Genomic DNA, 17,343 nt, shown 5'->3' on the forward strand with positions numbered 1-17,343 from the left:
TGGGCAAGCTCAGCGGTCCACTCCTGCATGTCGGTCGAAAGGCGGAGGCGGTGCTACACCGCCGGGTAGAGCCTAACGACCGTCCATCCGGTCACTTTCCGGCAGGTCCGCCTCGACCACTTCGGCATCGACAATGTCGGGGAAGGTATAGCCGCCCGCGGCGCCCGAGGTAGCGAGGGCGGGCTGCTCGTCGACCAGTTCGCCGTCGAGTTCCACCTCGAAGTCGGGACCGGCGTAGTCGTCGTATTCGTCGTAGTGATCGTCCTCGTAATGATCGTCGTACTGATCGTTGTCGTCGTCGTAGTAGTCGTCTTCGTAGTAGTCGTCTTCGTAATCGGCGTACTCGTCGTCGTACCCGGTCACCGGCGCGCCGATGGGAACGACGAACCAGCGCGCGAACACTAGACCCACATATCCGGCTACCGCCAACCAGCCGAAGGCCACCACCGCGAAGATCGGCAAGTCGAGCCCGAACTGTCCGAACGTTCCGAGGTCGCCGCTCGCCACCGCGCCGAGCAGCACCAACGTCACGGTCGCCACCCCGGCTGAAGTCAGCGTCGCCCACGGCGCGGCCGCGCGGTCGTGGGAGGTCCGTCCGATATCGAGCCCGCCGAGCACACCCACCGCGGCCGGAATCAACAGCAGCACCGGCCACCAGCCTTCGGCAGGTCCGGTCGGCACCGCCGCCATGAGCGGAACGGCCGGAATCGGGCCGCCGACAACGGAAAACACGCCGATCGACGCATCCCCGAACTGCGCGCCGGAGCCGACGAGCACGCCGACCGTCGCGATCACCACATTCGGCAGATACGCCAGCGAGAGCAGGATCAGCCCGAGCACACCCGCCGCATTGCCCGCGGTGTGAAAGGTGTCACCGATTCGCGACCAGTGCGCGAGGAAGGACACGATGACGACCACGATGGCGCAGGTCAGCAGGCGTACCACCGTTCGGCCGGCGCCGAATGCGCCCGCGATCGCCCAGTCCGGCAACCGCAGGAGCGTGAACAGCCGACGCCGGCACCGGCTCGCGATGCCACCGGCCGCGCCGACCAGATGCACGCCGCCGACCCAGCCGAAGGCGGCCAGCGTATTCGGCGGCTGCAATGCGACCACACCGGAGGCGTCCTCGGCGACCGCCAGACAGACGGCCGTGACCAGCAGCGGTCCGGCCAGCGACGCACCGACGATCCAGCCGAGATCCGCACGCGAACTGTCCGGCTCGACCGCGCGGGCGCAATCGCGACCGGTCGCCCAAGCGAATAGTCCGGTCGGCAGCAGCGGTAGGAGTTCGAGTGAGGTTTTGCCGATCATCAGCGGAACCTGGTGTGCCGCAAGCCAACCCGCGGCGATCGCACCCGAGGTGCCGGCCAGGCTACTACCCGAGGACAGTAGGGCGGCCAGTATGAGGACGACGACGGCGACGAGCGCGTAGGTCGTCGGCCGGGCCGCGACCAGGAGCAGCACGCGAGCGCGCTCGGGGGTCAGCGATAGAAATCCGGCCTCGTCGAAAATGTCCGCGGATGTGCGCGGCGTCGATCGGTCGCTCCGCGCCGAACGTTCCGGCGCGCCGCGGGACTCGGCGGTCCGGCGAACAAGAGGAGATCTCGAGGAGCTCATGGAAATTCAGCGTGGCAGCTCCCCCGGCGCGAGCGGGTCAGGCGCGCCGACCCGTTCTGGGCGCCGGGAGAGCCGACGAACTACTTGTTCTCGTCCGGACGGAATGCGTGGGTGGCGTCCGAGGACGGATCCGAACCGGATTCACCGCCGAACGGTTGGTTCTGCTGGCCCTGCTGCCCCTGCTGGCCCTGGCCGAAACCCGGTGTGCCGTACTGCTGTCCGGACTGCGGGGTCCCGAAGTGCTGGGTAGCACTCTCATCCGGGCGCGGCTGCGCGGCAGGCGAGGCGCCGAAGGGCGAACCCTGCTGTGCCGCACCGTATCCGGGCTGCTGACCATAGGAGGGCGGCTGCTGACCGTAGGACGGCTGCTGGCCCTGACCGTAGGTCGGCTGGCTCGGCTGACTCTGACCGTAGGGCTGCTGTGACTGGAATTGCGGGGCACCCTGGCCGTACTGACCCGGCTGGCTCTGGCCGAACTGACCCGGCTGCCCCTGACCGTACTGGCTCGGCTGACCCTGGCCGAAGGCCGAGGGCTGCCCCTGTCCGAACGCACCCTGCTGGCCGTAACCGCCGGAGCCGAAACCGCTCGGCGGGGCCTGCGGGGTCGCGGGCTTGGGTGCGGGCGGGGTCAGGATGCCGGATTCGAAGAGCACGGCGACGACCGCTACGGCCGTCTGCACGAGCGCGAGGAATAGCAGCACGTACGCGCCCCACTTCAGCTCGACGTTCAGATCGTCGGGCGTGGTGAAGGACAGGAACAGCGTGCCGAGGAAACCGGCGGCGGATGCCGCGGCCGCGGCGCCGGTCCAATTCTGCTTGGGCAGCAACGAAAGTCCGGCGAGCAGGCCGCCGAGCAGCAGGATGGCCAGCAGTCCCGCCGCGCCGAAGTACTGGAAGAGGCTGAGCGTGTCATTCCCTTCGACCGTGACACCTCTCACTTCCCGCGGCTTCTGACCGAAGAACGGCAGGAAGCCGAGCAGGAAGTTGATCACGCCGAGCGCGGCGACGCCGACCACCAGGAAGTACGGCAGGCCCTTTGCGGTGGACTCCGTGCCGGTACCAGCCGATTGGCCGGAGCTGGAAGGTGCGGGTGGCGTCGCGGGTGCGTTGTACCCGGAGCCCCCGGTCGGGTATGACATGGTCGTCGTCTCCTAGGTCGAGTCGTACGTCGTCTGAACGGCTGGATCTCTACCCGACGCTACTGCACTCGCTGGCCCGGGTCACCCTTAACGAACTGGCCGGGCGACCGAAAAACGGCGTCTACGCTGGTCCTGTGTAAATCTGCGCCGACCGATAACAATTCGGCGCTACCACCTCCGATGGGAACGCACTTCGGCCTGGAGCTGACTGCTCCGGGCCGAATCCCCTCCGATGCGCCCCGAATGACTAGCGGGGCACGACATACCAGGCGCCGTAGCTGCCGACGCAGTCGAAGTCCTGCCATTCGCCGGTCCGGATGCCCTCGTTGCCGCGGGCGAGGCATTGGTGTTCGTATTCGAAAGGGCCGAGGTTGCCCGGCTGGGCCTGGGCCGATCCGGTGCCGAACGGCCCCGCGACGGCGGGAGCGATACCGCCGACGAAGCCGGCGACGGTGAGGGCGGCGATGGCCGCGATGCGGGCGGGGCGGATGCGATTGACGGTCATTGTCCGCGCCTTTTCTCTGGTCGGTCCCTTTGGCGATGACCAGAGTCCCGTGCGGCCGTCGCAGCGCGATTTCACCCGCATTTCACGAGGTAGTGCCCGGTTTTTCGAGTCTGTTGAGGTAGCGCTGCCAGCCGAAACCACTGGCCCGGTAGGCGGACCGGGTGCGCTCGACCAACTCGCCGTCAGGGTCGCCTCGAGCGTGCCGCAGCACGACTTCGATCGCGCGGGCCGCGAGTGCCGGGACGCCGCCGGGAGCCGCCGCGTCGTGCTCCGCGAGCAGTGCCGCTGCCTCGTCGAGTTCGCCCTTGGCGATGAGAACGTCGGCGAGTTCGAGCCGGGCCAGACCGGCCTCCTCTTCGTGGGCGAGGGCGGCGCGGCAATATGCTCGGCATTGTCGAGGATCAACAAGACTTGCTGTGCGTTGTCGCCGGTGCGGGCCGAATTCGTCGATGCCGCGCGGTCACGCTGCGCACTTGCGGTTTCCGAAGTACCCAGCGCCGCAACAATTCCCGGCAAGGGATCATCGGGGTCGATCGGGATGTCTTCCGTCAGGCCATTTGTCTCGAGTACCGCGAGCACTGCGGGCAGCATGTCCTCGGCTCGGGCCAGGGGTGCCAGTTCGACAAAGGCGACCGGGCGGCCGGAGTTGGCGGCGGCGCGGGCGAGTTCGGCTGCGAGGCGGGACTTTCCGCTGCCTGCGACGCCGACCAGGGTGGTCAGGCCGGGTTCGGCGAGGCGGGCGCCGAGGGTGTCGAATTCGCGGCCGCGGCGTCCACGCCTCACAGCATGGCAGCGCCGCTTTGTCCGCGCACACCCGGTCGCCCGAGCACTGCTCGATCCCTATGTCCGACACCGGTTCGCCACTATGCGTCGGCGTGCACCATCGTCGCGCTGCAGGGCCCGCCGCATCCAGCATCAACGACATCGACCGGCTCGGTTCGAACCGACCACAGAGCGGGTCGGCATATTGCCGGCGGACAGTTTCTACGCAACCGTGTGGGCTCCGAATCCGAGCGGAGTGGGCTCTCCGCACCAACTCACCGGGGGCCGTGAGATCCGCACGGCGACAAGCATTCCAAAACGGACACAGGTCTGTTTCAGGGCGGGTTGTGGCGGGGGCGGCGTGCCAAGCTGTCAGGCGATGCTCACGTACACCCAAGCCGTTGTTATCGGCGCACTTCAAGGCATAACCGAACTGTTCCCGATTTCCAGCCTGGGTCATTCCGTTTTGGTGCCCGCGTGGCTGGGTGGGTCCTGGAGCGATCTGGTCACCCAGGGCGATTCCGATTCCGGCACACCGTATCTCGCCTTCGTCGTCGGGCTGCATGTGGCGACGGCGATCGCGCTGCTGGTGTTCTATCGGCGCGACTGGGTCGAGATCGTGGTCGGCTTCCTCACCACACTGCGCACCCGCCGGATCGAGACCTCGACACAGCGCCTGGCCTGGCTGGTGGTGCTGGCGACCGTGCCGGTCGGCGTTCTCGGGTTGCTGCTGGAACACCCGTTGCGCACCTTGTTCGCGAAACCCCTTGCGGCGGGCCTGTTTCTGACGTTGAACGGAGTCGTACTGGTCACCGGTGAGGTGATGCGCCGCCGCAGCCAGCCGACGCTGTCCGACTACGGTCGCCGCTTCGCCGAGTCCGAGGCACGGGCCAGGGCCATCGAAGACGGATATTTTGTCGCGACGGCGGAGGAGCCGACCAGCCTCGGCGATCTGTCGGCCAAGGACGCGTTGATCATCGGTGTCTCACAGGTAGGCGCATTGTTCGCGGGCATCAGCCGCTCCGGCATGACGATGGTCGGCGGCCTGCTGCGCGGTTTGGACCATGAGGACGCGGCGAAATTCGCCTTCCTGCTTGCCACTCCGGTCATTCTGGCGGCCGGCGTGCTGAAGCTGCCGACGCTGGCCGGTCCGCAGGGCGACGGCATCCTCGGTCAGGTGCTGGTCGGATCGATTGTCGCGGGCGGCGCGGCGTATCTGGCGGTCCGCTTCCTGGAGCGCTACTTCAAGTCGAATTCGCTGCTGCCGTTCGCGATATACAGCCTCGTCTTCGGAATCGCTTCGGTAGTCCATTTCTTCTGACACAACGCCGAAGGCCGCCATCCCGATCGGGATGGCGGCCTTTGTTCGATCAGCGAATCAGGCGGTGACGCTTGCCTTCTCCAGGATCTCCCGCGCCAGCGCGGCGGTCTCGGACGGCGTCTTGCCGACCTTCACACCGGCGGCCTCGAGCGCATCCTTCTTCGCCTGGGCGGTACCGGCCGAACCGGACACGATGGCGCCCGCGTGGCCCATGGTCTTGCCCTCGGGGGCGGTGAAGCCCGCGACGTAGCCGACGACCGGCTTGGTGACATTGGCCTTGATGTAGGCCGCGGCCCGCTCCTCGGCGTCGCCGCCGATCTCACCGATCATCACGATCAGCTTGGTCTCCGGGTCCTTCTCGAACGCCTCGATGGCGTCGATGTGGGTGGTGCCGATGACCGGGTCGCCGCCGATGCCGATGGCGGTGGAGAAGCCGAAGTCACGCAGCTCGTACATCATCTGGTAGGTCAGGGTGCCGGACTTCGACACCAGGCCGACCGGGCCCTTGCCGGTGATGTTGGCCGGGGTGATGCCGACCAGCGCCTCGCCGGGGGTGATGATGCCGGGGCAGTTCGGGCCGATGATCCGGGTCTTATTGCCCTTCTCCACGTTGTAGGCCCACGCGTACGCGGTGTCCTGCACCGGAATGCCCTCGGTGATGACCACGAGCAGCGGGATCTCCGCGTCGATGGCCTCGATGATGGCGTCCTTCGAGAACTTCGGCGGCACGAACGCGATGGACACGTCGGCGCCGGTCGCCTTGATGGCCTCTTCGACGGTGCCGAAGACCGGCAGCTCGACCGCGTTGCCGTCCTTGTCGGTGTGCGCGACGGTGGTGCCCGCCTTGCGCGCGTTGACGCCGCCCACGACCTGGGTGCCGGCCTTGAGCATCAGCGCGGTGTGCTTGGTGCCCTCACCGCCGGTGATGCCCTGGACGATGACCTTGGAATCCTTGTTGAGGAAGATAGACATTTCCGGTTTCCTTTACTTGGCCGCTGCCAGTTCGGCGGCCTTGTCGGCGCCTTCGTCCATTGTCTGCGCAAGTGTGATCAGCGGATGCGCGGCATCGACGAGAATCTTGCGACCCTCGTCCACCTTGTTGCCGTCGAGACGGACGACCAGCGGCTTGTTCGCCTCGGCGCCAAGGATTTCCAGCGCCTTCACGATGCCGTTGGCGACCGCGTCACAGGCGGTGATGCCACCGAAAACATTGACGAACACGCTCTTGACCTGGGCATCACCCAGGATGACATCGAGGCCGGCGGCCATGACCTCGGCCGAGGCGCCACCACCGATGTCGAGGAAGTTGGCGGGCTTGACGCCGTTGTGGTTCTCGCCCGCGTAGGCGACCACGTCGAGAGTGGACATGACCAGACCCGCACCGTTGCCGATGATGCCGACCTCGCCGTCGAGCTTGACGTAGTTGAGGTCGTTCTCCTTGGCCTTGAGCTCGAGGGGATCGGTCGCGTCCTTGTCCGCGAAGGCCTCGTGCTCCGGGTGCCGGAACTCGGCGTTCTCGTCCAGGGTGACCTTGCCGTCGAGCGCGAGGATCTCGTTGTCGGGCGTGCGGACCAGCGGGTTGACCTCCACCAGGGTGGCGTCCTCGCCGATGAACACCTCCCAGAGCTTCTGGATGGTCACGGCCGCGGCGTCGAGCACGTCGGCGGGCAGATGGCCCTGCTCGGCGATCGAGCGGGCGAACGCGAGGTCGACACCCTTGACGGCGTCGACGGGCACCTTGGCGAGGCGCTCGGGCTTGGTCGCGGCGACCTCTTCGATCTCCATACCGCCTTCGACCGAGCACATGGCCAGGTAGGTGCGGTTGGAGCGGTCCAGGAGGAAGGAGATGTAGTACTCCTCCGCGATGTCCTTGGCTTCGGCGACAAGGATCTTCTTGGTGATGTGGCCCTTGATATCCAGGCCGAGGATGTTCTGCGCGTGCGTGAACGCGTCGTCCGAGGTGGCGGCGAACTTGACGCCACCCGCCTTGCCGCGGCCACCGGCCTTCACCTGGGCCTTGATCATCACCGGCTTGCCGATTTCCGCCGCGATGGCGCGGGCGTCCTCGGCCGTGTCCGTGACGCGGCCCTCGGACGAAGGCACTCCGTGCTTAACGAAGAGCTCCTTCGCCTGATATTCGAAGAGATCCATGTACTCACCGTCTCGTCTGCGTTGTGATGACAACGTCTTTGTTGGCGGCCCGACGTCGGAAGCGGGTCGGGTCGGACTTTAACCAGTCACATGGAGGGCCAAACGGCCACGTTCATCCTAAGTGGCGCAGGTCACGGGGTGCTGCCCAGGGCGGGAAAACGCCTGGCCAAGGCTACTCGCCAGTAGGTTGCCGACGGCGCGCCAGGTAGAGCAGCCGAACCGGTCGACCGAAGGCCTTCTACTACGGCTCGTCGTCGCTTTGCCTCACCCGCGTGCCCCGATCACAGTGAGATATTCCGGTGCGTTACCGTGATCAATCTCACATGTTTGGATTGATCGCACGTAGCGCTTGCGGACCCCGCAATCGTTTCGTTACCGTCATTGCGGTCGATGTCACAACACGGTCACGACTAGGAGGACGGCAAGCTTGACGCAGCACAGCGCTCCGCAGACGGAGAGCCGTTCCTTAACGTCTCTGATCAGGCAGTTCGACACCGTGATCTCTCGCTCGATGATGTGGCACCACCGATGAACCATCGCTCGACCTTCGCAACCGAAAATCGCGCTCGCTCCGGACATCGTTACCGGTCCGATGACGAGGGATTCGGTGGACATTCCAGTGCTGCGGAAGATCCGTTCGGGACTTCGTCGCGGCGTGCCGGTGAGCATCGATATGCGACCGGCGGACACGAGGACAGCTCGTTGAGTGCGAACGATTCTTGGGCACAATCCGATTCCGCTTGGGGACAATCGCGGGCCGATTCGTGGGCACAGCCGCAGGCCGACTCGTCACCGCAAGTTGATTCGTGGGGACAGTCGCAGGCTTGGACGCAAGGCGATTCCTGGGCCGGTGGCGGTGCGTGGGCGTCCGAAGATTCTTGGACTCCCGAGGGCAACGAGACCTGGAACGCCGACTCCGAGGCGTCATGGACGCCGGAGGCGGACGGATCCTGGGATGGCGACGAATCATGGGATGGCGACGAATCATGGGATGGCAGCGACTCTTCCTGGGAGTCCGAAGATCCGGAAGGGCCGGCCCGGCCCACTGTGATCCCGGGCCGTCGGGCGAACCGCGGTAATGGTGGCGCGCATCGGATGCCCGCGCCCCCCGCCTCGCTCAAGGGCCGCGCCGCGGTCGTCGCCGTCGCCGCGGGTGCGGTGGTCGCCGCCGGACAGGCCGCCTTCGCCTCGCCCGAACAGCCTTCGCAGGCCGTCGATTACGAGGCCGCCGGACAGATTCACGAAATCGCGGCGCAGTCGGTCAGTGTGGCCGATCCGACTACTTCGCCGGATTCGCCGCAGGTGCTGAATGTTTCGGCGCCGACGAATCTCGGTCAGTTCGGCGACATGCTGCAAAAGGGGCAGAAGTTCGCCGACGATATGGCGGCGCAGGAAGCCTCGAAACTCCGCCCGCTGTTCACCAAATTCGCGGCAGGCAATTTCACCTCCGGATTCGGCGCCCGCTGGGGCGTACAGCATCTCGGCGTCGATATCGCGGGCCCGATCGGCACTCCGATCTACGCCGTCGCCGACGCCACCGTGATCGAAGCAGGTCCGGCATCCGGATTCGGTATGTGGGTGCGACTGCTGCACGATGACGGCACCGTCACCATCTACGGTCATATCGACACCGCAACGGTGTCCCAGGGTCAGCGTGTGCTGGCCGGTGATCAGATCGCCACCATCGGCAACCGCGGTTTCTCCACCGGCCCGCACTGCCATTTCGAGGTGTGGTTGAACGGTGTCGACAAGGTCGATCCGCTGCCGTGGTTGGCGACGCGCGGAATCAGCTTGGGTTCGCAGCGCGACTGAGTTGCTCTCCGGGTAAGAGACTTCCTCGGGAGTCGGTGTATCTCTGCGCGCTTGGAGCCAAATTCAAAGTGCAGCAATAAGATTCATCGGACGACTGGTTGCGGTACCGCTATCGATTCGTTACCGTCGATGGACCCGTTCCCCTTCCGTAGTTGTGACCAGAGGATGAAATTCTCGATGCGCGTTGCGAACACTCTGAGCGCCGTCCACGACACTCGAAGACCAGGAACTTTCGAACTTTCCTCACGTTCAGGACAATTCGGGCGCGCCAGTGGTGTGATGCGGTTACCGCGATGACGCGAGAATCGTTATCGGACTCCGGTGGGCGAAGGGTGCCGGTTCAGCATTATCTAGATAATTCTTGGCAACATTCGGGGGATTTCAACGGGGGTGAATCCTGGAAGCTGAGTGATCCATGGTCGCAAGCGGATTCATCGTTGAATAGTGGTATTCAGAGCTATAGCGCTGGGCAGAATTATGGCGCTGATCAGGGCTACAGCGCAGGTCAGAGTTACGGCGGCAGTCAGGATTACGGCACAAGTCAGTCCTACAGCACAGGCTCCGATCAAGGCGCGAACCGGATCTACGACGCAAACCATGATTACGGCGACAGCCTGATTTACAGCGCAGGCGATGGCAGCTGGCACCAAGTCGGCGACGGCCGCGATGAGAACGTGGACTGGAACGGCGTCGCTATCCAGGAATACAGCGCAAGCCAGAGCAACGGCACAGGGCCGAGCCACGACGCAGGCCAGAACTACGACGCAAACCACGATTACGGCGACAGCCTGATTTACAGCGCGGGCGATGGCAGCTGGCACGGGTTCCCCGACGGCCGCGATCGGGGCCTTGACTGGAACGGCGTCGCCATCCGGGATCACGCCGCAGAGCAGGACTACAACGCAGGCCTGGATTACGGCGATAGCCCGATCAACAGCACGGGGAATGCCGACTGGCACGGGTTCCCCGACGGCCGCGATCAAGGCCTGGACCGGTACGGCCGCGCCACCCAGAATCACGGCACGAGTCAGAGCCAGGGCACACGCCAGGCCTACGACTCGAGCCCGGATTACGGCCAGAGCCCGGACCAAAATGCGGGCAACGGGCATGAGTTCGGCGACGACCGGGATGAAAACCTGGAATGGAACGGCGTTGCTATCCAGGATTACGACACAGGCCAGGGCTACGGCACAGGCCAAGACCACGGCGCACGCCAGGACCACGGCGACAGTCTGGAATATGACGCGCGCCCGAACTACGGCACAAGCCAGGCCTACGACGCAAGCCCGGATTACGGAAACAGCCTGGACCACGGCAATGGCGGCTGGCGCCGGCTCCGCGGCGACCGCGACCAGAGCCTGGACTGGAACGGCCGCGTTATCCAGAACCACGGCGAAAGCCGGAACGAAGATACAAGCGGGGATCAGGACACAAGCCTGAGTGCCGGCGTGCGCCAAGAGCACGATCCACACCAGAACGATGACGTAAACCAGGATGACGGCGACAGTCTGCGCTACAGCGCGGGCAATGCCGACTGGCAAAGGTTCGATAATGGCCGTGACGAGGACGTGGACTGGGAGGGGATCGCGCTCCAGGATCGCGATGTCACTCGGCGCGACGATGCTTTGTGGAATCGCGGTGCGGCTTGGGGTAGTCGCAATTTCGATGGTGTGGGCGGTGCTCGGAATGTCGAGGCGGGGGCAGATCGGGTAGGTGATGCCGCCGATTCGGCGGGGCGGCGGAAGCGGCGGGGTGGTGCGCATCGGGTGCCTGCGCCACCGCGGGCGTTGAAGGGGCGGGCCGCGGTTATTGCGGTGGCGGCGGGGGCGATTGTGGCGGCGGGGCAGAATTTGGCGGCGGGTAGTGAAAAGTCGCCGCAGACAGCGGAATTGCAGGCCGCCGGGCAGCAGCAGGCATTGGCGCCGGTGAGCGTTGAGCTGCCGACGACACCGGAGTTGCTCGACACAGCCACACCGACGAACCTCGGGCAGTTCTCCGATGTGCTGGAGAACGGCGATAAGTTCGCGCAGGATCTGGCGGCGGAGGTGGAGGCCAAGCTGCGGCCGCTGTTCACGAAGTTCGCTTCGGGCAGCTTCACCTCCGGATACGGCGAGCGCTGGGGCGTGCTGCATCCTGGTGTCGACGTCGCCGCCCCCATCGGCACACCGATCTACGCGGTCGAGGACGGCACCGTCATCGACGCCGGTCCAGCCGCCGGTTTCGGCATGTGGGTACGGATGCGCGGCGACGACGGCACCGTCACGGTGTACGGCCACATCAACACCGCACTGGTCTCGGTAGGCCAGCACGTCCTCGCGGGCGACGAGATCGCCACCGTCGGCAACCGCGGCGAATCCACCGGCCCCCACTGCCACTTCGAGGTCTGGCTCAACGGCACCGACCGCATCGACCCCCTCCCCTGGCTCGCCACCCGCGGCATCAGCCTCGGCACCGAACGCGACTGACCCCCTGCGCTTCGATGCCGCCAAGCAGTCACCTGCGTATATCCCCAGCCCGACACCGCCCGCTTATGTGCCCGCTCCGACGCGGAACGGTCAGGCTCTGAAGCTGAGGGCTACGGCGCGGCGGCGATCGCCAGTCCGATCAAGCTCACGACCTTGACTACCTCCAACCCCACATACCAATAGTGAGCGTGCGAGCGCGGTAACTCCGCGCCCGCGAGCACGCGGTCCGAGCGGCGGGTCAGCAGTGGCCGGACCGCGAGGAGTTGGATTGCGAGGATCGCGGCAGCCACACCGAGCCAGATCCGAACCGCACCGCTGGGTGCGACAACCAGGGTCGCGACGATCAACAGGACGGCGAGAGCGGCCTCCACGACATTGAGCGCCCGGAATACCAACCGTCCGATGCCGAGGCCGAGCGGCACGGTGATGCCCGGCGCCCGGAACTTCAGCGGCGCTTCCAGGAACGAGATGGCCAGCACCATGCCGAGCCACAGCATCGGAAGCAACCACAGCAGGTATTGCGCGACGGTTTCCATGTCGCGCACGCTACCGACAGCATCGTCGATAGATCAGGGTCGAAGGCCCCTATCAGAGCTTGACCAGGGTGCGGCTGTATTGCGGGATGAGGCGGATCTTGCCTGCGGTGCCGAAGTCGATGGTGACGGTCGCCAGGGGGCCGAAGCCTTCGGCGGCTACCACGCGGCCGAGGCCGTACTTGTCATCGCTGACTCGATCGCCGACAGCCAGTACGAGATTGGCATTGTTGCGGCTGGCGCCACCGGGTGCGGGGCGGCGTGGGGCGCGGTCGCTGACGCCCGGTCGCTGCTGATTCCAGCCGTCGCGGGTCCAGTCGTGTTCCAGGCCGTCGTCGTCGCCGCGGCGGCGGATGCTGCGGGTGAGCGGCGAACCCTTCGGCTCCAACCGCTTCCAGTCGACGAGGTGGGCCGGTATCTCTTGCAGGAATCGGGATTCCGGATTCGAGACCGGCTGCCCCCAGCCGGAGCGCACCACCGCGCGGGTGACGTAGAGCCGTTGCCTCGCCCGGGTGATGCCGACGTAAGCGAGGCGGCGTTCCTCGGCCAGTTCGGTCGGATCGCCGAGTGCGCGCATATGCGGGAACTGCCCGTCCTCCCAGCCGGTCACGAAGACCACCGGGAATTCCAGGCCCTTGGCCGTGTGCAGCGTCATCATGGTGACCACGCCGGTGCCCTCCTCGGGCAGCTGATCGCTATCGGCCACCAGCGAGACGCGTTCCAGGAAGGCGGCGAGCGAGCCCGGGTCGGGTTCGCCCTCGGCCACCTCCGGCACCAGTCCCTCTTCCCGGGCGGCCTCGGCATTGTTGTATGCCTCGGAGCTGAATTCCCGCGCGACGCTCACCAATTCGTTCAGATTGTCGAGCCGAGCACCGTCCTGCGGATCGTCGGAGCCCTCCAACTCGGCTCGGTAGCCAGTGCGGTCGAGAACCGCCTCGACCATATTGCCGAGGTCGGGAAAGTCCTGATCCGCCTGTGCACCGGCCTCCCGCACCTCTTCGAGCAGGTCGAGGAATCCGGCGATCGCGCGCTGCGCCCGTGTATTGAGCAGTGCCACTTTGCCATCGGCCGCATCGCGCAGTGCCTCGGCGAAACCGATGCCGCGCTGTTCGGCATGCACCGCTACACAGGCCTCGGCCCGGTCGCCGATGCCGCGGCGCGGAGTGTTGAGGATGCGGCGCAGGCTCACCGTATCGTCCGGATTGTCGAGCACGCGCAGGTACGCGACGATATCGCGCACCTCCTTGCGCTCGTAGAAGCGCACGCCGCCGACCACCTTGTAGGGCAGTCCCATACGAATGAAGATTTCTTCCAGCGCGCGGGAGTTGTTGTTGGTGCGGTAGAAGACCGCGACATCGCTGTAGTTGGCATCACCCGCGTCCACCAGCCGGTCGATCTCGCGCGCCACGAACGAGGCCTCGTCGTGCTCGTTGTCGGCGACGTAGCCGGTGATCAGATCGCCCTCACCGGAGTCGGTCCACAGCCGCTTGTCCCGGCGCTTCTCATTGCGCGATATCACCGCGTTCGCGGCGGACAGAATGTTCTGGGTGGAGCGGTAGTTCTGTTCCAGCAGAATGGTTTCCGCATCCGGGAAGTCGCGTTCGAATTCCTCGATATTGCGGATGGTCGCGCCGCGGAAGGCGTAGATGGACTGGTCCGCGTCACCGACGACGCACAGTTCGCTCGGCGCGACCGCGTCTTCGGTCTGCTCCTCCGCGTGATGCCCGACCAGCTCGCGGACCAGGATGTACTGGGCGTGGTTGGTGTCCTGGTACTCGTCGACCAGCACATGCCGGAACCGGCGACGGTAGTACTCGGCGACCTGCGGATGGTTCTGCAGCAGTGCCACCGTTTCGCCGATCAGATCGTCGAAGTCGAGTGCGTTCGCCGAACGCAACCGGCGCTGATATTCGGTGTACACGCGGGCGACGAGCCCGGGCAGTTCGGTTTCGTCGGTTTCGGCATCGGCGGTGGCCTGCTCGGGCCCGATGAGCTCGTTCTTCAAATTCGAGATGGCGGTGGCCAGCAGCCGCGCCGAATATTTCTTGACGTCGATATCGAAGTCGCGGCTGATCATGGTGAGCAACCGCCGGGAATCGTCGGCGTCGTAGATGGAGAAATTGGAGTTCAGGCCGGGCAGCAGCGCCGCCTGCATGCGCAGGATGCGGACGCAACTGGAGTGGAAGGTCGAGACCCACATGTTGTTCGCGCGCGGACCGACCAGCCCGCTCACCCGCTCGCGCATTTCGGCGGCGGCCTTATTGGTGAAGGTGATGGCCAGGACCTGACCAGGCGTTACGCCCCGAGCGGCCAGCAAATAGGCGATGCGCCGGGTGAGCACGGCGGTCTTGCCCGACCCCGCGCCCGCGACGATCAACAGCGGCGTACCGGTGTGTACGACCGCGGCGCGCTGCTGCGGGTTGAGGCCGTCGAGCAGTCGCTCGGCCTCCTCCGCGCGACGTTGCTCACGTTCGGCGCGGCGCTTTTCTTGTTCGACACGGTGCTTGTCGTCCACGACACGCCGCGAGGCTTCATCGACGGCCGGGTGCGGGACCCCCGCCACGGTGGGCACGGCAGGGTCGCCCATCTCCCCGGTGCGAGCAGCGTCGACCAGCGGTTTCTGCGCTGAATCCTGGTGCCGAGTCCGCCCGGCCTGCGTCTGGGGAGCCACCGTGATGTCCATCGTCCATCCACGCTACCGGCGGGCACCGACAGAGATGAAGTCTCGGTCGACATCGGTGTCCATTCGGCGAACCGATCGTTTCGAGCGACCTGCAAGCAGTCGCTACGGGAAGGTGAACCGCCCCGGGTCGACAGGGACGTCGCAACGTGCAAGCCTTCTCAGGAGATTCACAAAATGAGGTGTTTTGCATTGCTTCGACCCCATGGCAGACTGGCCCATATGACCTGCGCGACCGCCGCGAAGTATCCGATTCGGCTAACGGCCGGATATCGTGATCGCGGACTTTGTACCTGAGCGCGCTGCCTGGGGGGAGGATTGCATGACCTACCAGGTTTGTTTTGCACGGTGAAAGAACCGATCGGTAACGAGCTCGGCTCACCGGCCGATCCATGTTCTGACACGAGGAGATGAATGATGAGCACCCCCGCCACGACGACCGGGTCTGATTCGGCTCTGCCCCACACCGAGGCCGAGATCGACAAGCTCCGCAAGGAGATCGACCAGCTCGACGCGGAAATTCTGGCCGCCATCAAGCGCCGCACCGAGATCTCGCGGATCATCGGCCGCACGCGTATGGCCTCCGGCGGCCCCCGCCTCGTACACAGTCGTGAGATGAAGGTGCTCGAGCGCTTCAGCGAACTCGGCCAGGAGGGCCACACCCTCGCCATGCTGCTGCTGCGCCTCGGTCGCGGCCGACTGGGCCACTGACCGTCTCCGGCCGCCACTAGCGGACCGATCGAACCACGCGACGTTCGCAAGATCGCCGCCTTCCACAAGGCCGCCCCGGGTGTATTTCACCCCGGGGCGGTCGTTTCATGTCTGCCGGTCAGGTGAGGGCGATGTACTTGGTGGACAAGTACTCCTCGATGCCCTCGATACCGCCTTCGCGGCCGAAGCCGGAGGCCTTGACGCCGCCGAAAGGTGCTGCGGGATCGGAAATTACGCCGCGGTTGATGCCGACCATGCCGGATTCGAGGCCCTCGGCGATGCGCAGAGCGCGGTCGAGATCGCGGGTGTAGACGTAGCTCACCAGGCCGAATTCGGTGTTGTTGGCCGCAGCGAGACCCTCTTCCTCGGTGTCGAAGCCGACGATGGGGGCGACGGGGCCGAAGACCTCCTCACGCAGGATCCGAGCATTCGCGGGGACCTCGCTGAGGATGGTCGCGGGATAGAACCAGCCGGGGCCGCCGGGAGCCTTGCCGCCGAGGCGGACCTGCGCACCGACTGCCACCGCGTCATCGACCAGTTCGCTGACGGTATCGAGCTGCTCCTCGTTGATCAGCGGGCCGAGCGTGGTGTTCGGATCGGTACCTGGTCCGAGGGTGACCGTATTCGACATCGCCTCGACGAGTTTGGTGGTGAACTCCTCGAGCACGCCGTTCTGCACGTGGAAGCGGTTGGCCGCGGTACACGCCTCGCCGCCATTGCGCAGTTTGGCCAGCATCGCACCCTGTACGGCGGCGTCGATATCGGCATCGTCGAAGACCACGAACGGTGCGTTGCCGCCGAGCTCCATCGAGGTGCGCAGCAGTCCGTTCGCCGACTTCTCCACCAGCTTCTTGCCGACCTCGGTGGATCCGGTGAAGGTGAGCTTGCGCAGGCGCGGATCGTCGAGCAGCGGCTGGGTGACGGCGCCGGAACGGCTGGAGGTGATCACCGAGAGCACCCCGTCCGGCAGCCCCGCCGCACTGCACAGCTTCGCCAGCGCCAACATGGTCAGCGGTGTGGCCGATGCGGGCTTGACGATCATCGTGCACCCCGCGGCCAGCGCGGGTCCGATCTTGCGGGTGCCCATGGCGAGCGGGAAGTTCCACGGTGTGATGGCCAAACACGGCCCGACCGGCTGTTTGTGCACCATGATCCGCCCGGTACCGGACGGCGCGTGCAGGTAGCGTCCGTGCGCCCGCACTGCCTCCTCGCTGAACCAGCGGAAGAATTCGGCGCCGTAGCGGACCTCGTTGCGGCTTTCCGGCAGCGCTTTGCCCATCTCCAGCGTCATCAGCAGTGCGAATTCCTCGGCGCGCGCGGTCAGCTGATCGAAGACCCGGCGCAGGATCTCGCCGCGCTCCCGCGACGGTGTCGCCGCCCATTCGGCCTGCACCGCAGCGGCCGCGTCGAGCGCGCGCACGGCATCTTCCGGCGTGGCGTCGGCGACCTCGGCCAGCACCTGCCCGTCGGCCGGATTGTGCACCGGGAAGGTGCCGCCCCCGGTGGCGTCGACGGGACCGCCGATCCACAGCTGCGTCGGCACGGATTGGAGTACTTCGCGTTCGGACACCATGCACCCCAGCCTAAGCCGCGCGCTCGCGCATCACCCTCGACTCATCGATCCGAAATTCGCCGACCTATTCGAGC

12 protein-coding genes and 1 pseudogene are annotated in these 17,343 nt (G+C 65.9%); 4 read left to right on the plus strand and 9 right to left on the minus strand.

Features of this window, described 5'->3' with window-relative positions; all coding sequences use genetic code 11:
* Positions 1–72 precede the first annotated feature (72 nt).
* From OIE68_RS26855 to OIE68_RS47180, 4 genes and pseudogenes are all read right to left on the minus strand, one after another.
* Positions 73–1,617 (minus strand): DUF6350 family protein, encoded by a 1,545-nt coding sequence (locus OIE68_RS26855; protein ID WP_327093853.1) that lies wholly within the window; start codon positions 1,615–1,617, stop codon positions 73–75.
* Between the two features lie 80 nt (positions 1,618–1,697).
* The gene (locus tag OIE68_RS26860) at positions 1,698–2,756 is read right to left on the minus strand and encodes a DUF5336 domain-containing protein (RefSeq protein WP_327093854.1); all 1,059 of its coding nucleotides are present in this window, start codon (positions 2,754–2,756) and stop codon (positions 1,698–1,700) included.
* 587 nt (positions 2,757–3,343) lie between these two features.
* Positions 3,344–3,712: a tetratricopeptide repeat protein gene (locus OIE68_RS47175; protein ID WP_419150804.1), complete on the minus strand. Its 369-nt coding sequence runs from the start codon at positions 3,710–3,712 to the stop codon at positions 3,344–3,346.
* Positions 3,652–4,044, minus strand: a pseudogene (locus OIE68_RS47180) (AAA family ATPase); the annotation flags it as partial. The pseudogene OIE68_RS47180 and the gene OIE68_RS47175, both read right to left, overlap by 61 nt.
* Before the next feature lie 358 nt (positions 4,045–4,402).
* Between OIE68_RS47180 and OIE68_RS26870 the strand changes: the two are divergent.
* Positions 4,403–5,344 (plus strand): undecaprenyl-diphosphate phosphatase, encoded by a 942-nt coding sequence (locus OIE68_RS26870; RefSeq protein ID WP_327093856.1) that lies wholly within the window; start codon positions 4,403–4,405, stop codon positions 5,342–5,344.
* 57 nt (positions 5,345–5,401) lie between these two features.
* Here the strand turns inward: OIE68_RS26870 and sucD are convergent, their stop codons facing one another.
* Positions 5,402–6,316, minus strand: coding sequence for a succinate--CoA ligase subunit alpha (gene sucD / locus OIE68_RS26875; RefSeq protein ID WP_040695450.1), 915 nt, complete (start codon positions 6,314–6,316; stop codon positions 5,402–5,404).
* A gap of 12 nt (positions 6,317–6,328) precedes the next feature.
* Complete coding sequence (gene sucC, locus OIE68_RS26880) at positions 6,329–7,495, minus strand: ADP-forming succinate--CoA ligase subunit beta (RefSeq protein ID WP_327093857.1); 1,167 nt, start codon at positions 7,493–7,495, stop codon at positions 6,329–6,331.
* A gap of 702 nt (positions 7,496–8,197) precedes the next feature.
* Between sucC and OIE68_RS26885 the strand changes: the two genes are divergently transcribed.
* Positions 8,198–9,307 carry a M23 family metallopeptidase gene (locus OIE68_RS26885; protein ID WP_327093858.1) on the plus strand — a complete coding sequence of 370 codons (1,110 nt, stop codon included), beginning with the start codon at positions 8,198–8,200 and terminating at the stop codon, positions 9,305–9,307.
* 1,448 nt (positions 9,308–10,755) lie between these two features.
* Entirely contained in the window at positions 10,756–11,772 is a 1,017-nt protein-coding gene (locus tag OIE68_RS26890) for a M23 family metallopeptidase (protein WP_419150805.1), read from the plus strand.
* Positions 11,773–11,882: 110 nt separating this feature from the next.
* On the opposite strand, the gene OIE68_RS26895 is transcribed toward OIE68_RS26890, so the two are convergent.
* Positions 11,883–12,308: a hypothetical protein gene (locus OIE68_RS26895; protein WP_327093859.1), complete on the minus strand. Its 426-nt coding sequence runs from the start codon at positions 12,306–12,308 to the stop codon at positions 11,883–11,885.
* A gap of 52 nt (positions 12,309–12,360) precedes the next feature.
* Complete coding sequence (pcrA, locus tag OIE68_RS26900; protein ID WP_327093860.1) at positions 12,361–14,988, minus strand: DNA helicase PcrA; 2,628 nt, start codon at positions 14,986–14,988, stop codon at positions 12,361–12,363.
* A gap of 414 nt (positions 14,989–15,402) precedes the next feature.
* Here pcrA and OIE68_RS26905 point away from each other — a divergent pair, with 414 nt between their 5' ends.
* Positions 15,403–15,696, plus strand: a complete 294-nt coding sequence (locus OIE68_RS26905; RefSeq protein ID WP_327093861.1) for a chorismate mutase — start codon at positions 15,403–15,405, stop codon at positions 15,694–15,696.
* Positions 15,697–15,814: 118 nt separating this feature from the next.
* On the opposite strand, the gene OIE68_RS26910 is transcribed toward OIE68_RS26905, so the two are convergent.
* Positions 15,815–17,269 carry an NAD-dependent succinate-semialdehyde dehydrogenase gene (locus tag OIE68_RS26910; RefSeq protein WP_327093862.1) on the minus strand — a complete coding sequence of 485 codons (1,455 nt, stop codon included), beginning with the start codon at positions 17,267–17,269 and terminating at the stop codon, positions 15,815–15,817.
* Between the last annotated feature and the right edge of the window lie 74 nt (positions 17,270–17,343).

The sequence above is a fragment of the Nocardia vinacea genome (assembly GCF_035920345.1).
Classification (GTDB): domain Bacteria; phylum Actinomycetota; class Actinomycetes; order Mycobacteriales; family Mycobacteriaceae; genus Nocardia; species Nocardia vinacea_A.

What these genes read in the sequence shown, in the direction of transcription:
- OIE68_RS26855 (WP_327093853.1), bottom strand. Translation starts at nt 1,617, where the DNA reads ATGAGCTCCTCGAGATCTCCTCTTGTTCGCCGGACCGCCGAGTCCCGC.
- OIE68_RS26860 (WP_327093854.1), bottom strand. Translation starts at nt 2,756, where the DNA reads ATGTCATACCCGACCGGGGGCTCCGGGTACAACGCACCCGCGACGCCA.
- OIE68_RS26870 (WP_327093856.1), top strand. Translation starts at nt 4,403, where the DNA reads ATGCTCACGTACACCCAAGCCGTTGTTATCGGCGCACTTCAAGGCATA.
- sucD (WP_040695450.1), bottom strand. Translation starts at nt 6,316, where the DNA reads ATGTCTATCTTCCTCAACAAGGATTCCAAGGTCATCGTCCAGGGCATC.
- sucC (WP_327093857.1), bottom strand. Translation starts at nt 7,495, where the DNA reads ATGGATCTCTTCGAATATCAGGCGAAGGAGCTCTTCGTTAAGCACGGA.
- OIE68_RS26895 (WP_327093859.1), bottom strand. Translation starts at nt 12,308, where the DNA reads ATGGAAACCGTCGCGCAATACCTGCTGTGGTTGCTTCCGATGCTGTGG.
- pcrA (WP_327093860.1), bottom strand. Translation starts at nt 14,988, where the DNA reads ATGGACATCACGGTGGCTCCCCAGACGCAGGCCGGGCGGACTCGGCAC.
- OIE68_RS26905 (WP_327093861.1), top strand. Translation starts at nt 15,403, where the DNA reads ATGAGCACCCCCGCCACGACGACCGGGTCTGATTCGGCTCTGCCCCAC.
- OIE68_RS26910 (WP_327093862.1), bottom strand. Translation starts at nt 17,269, where the DNA reads ATGGTGTCCGAACGCGAAGTACTCCAATCCGTGCCGACGCAGCTGTGG.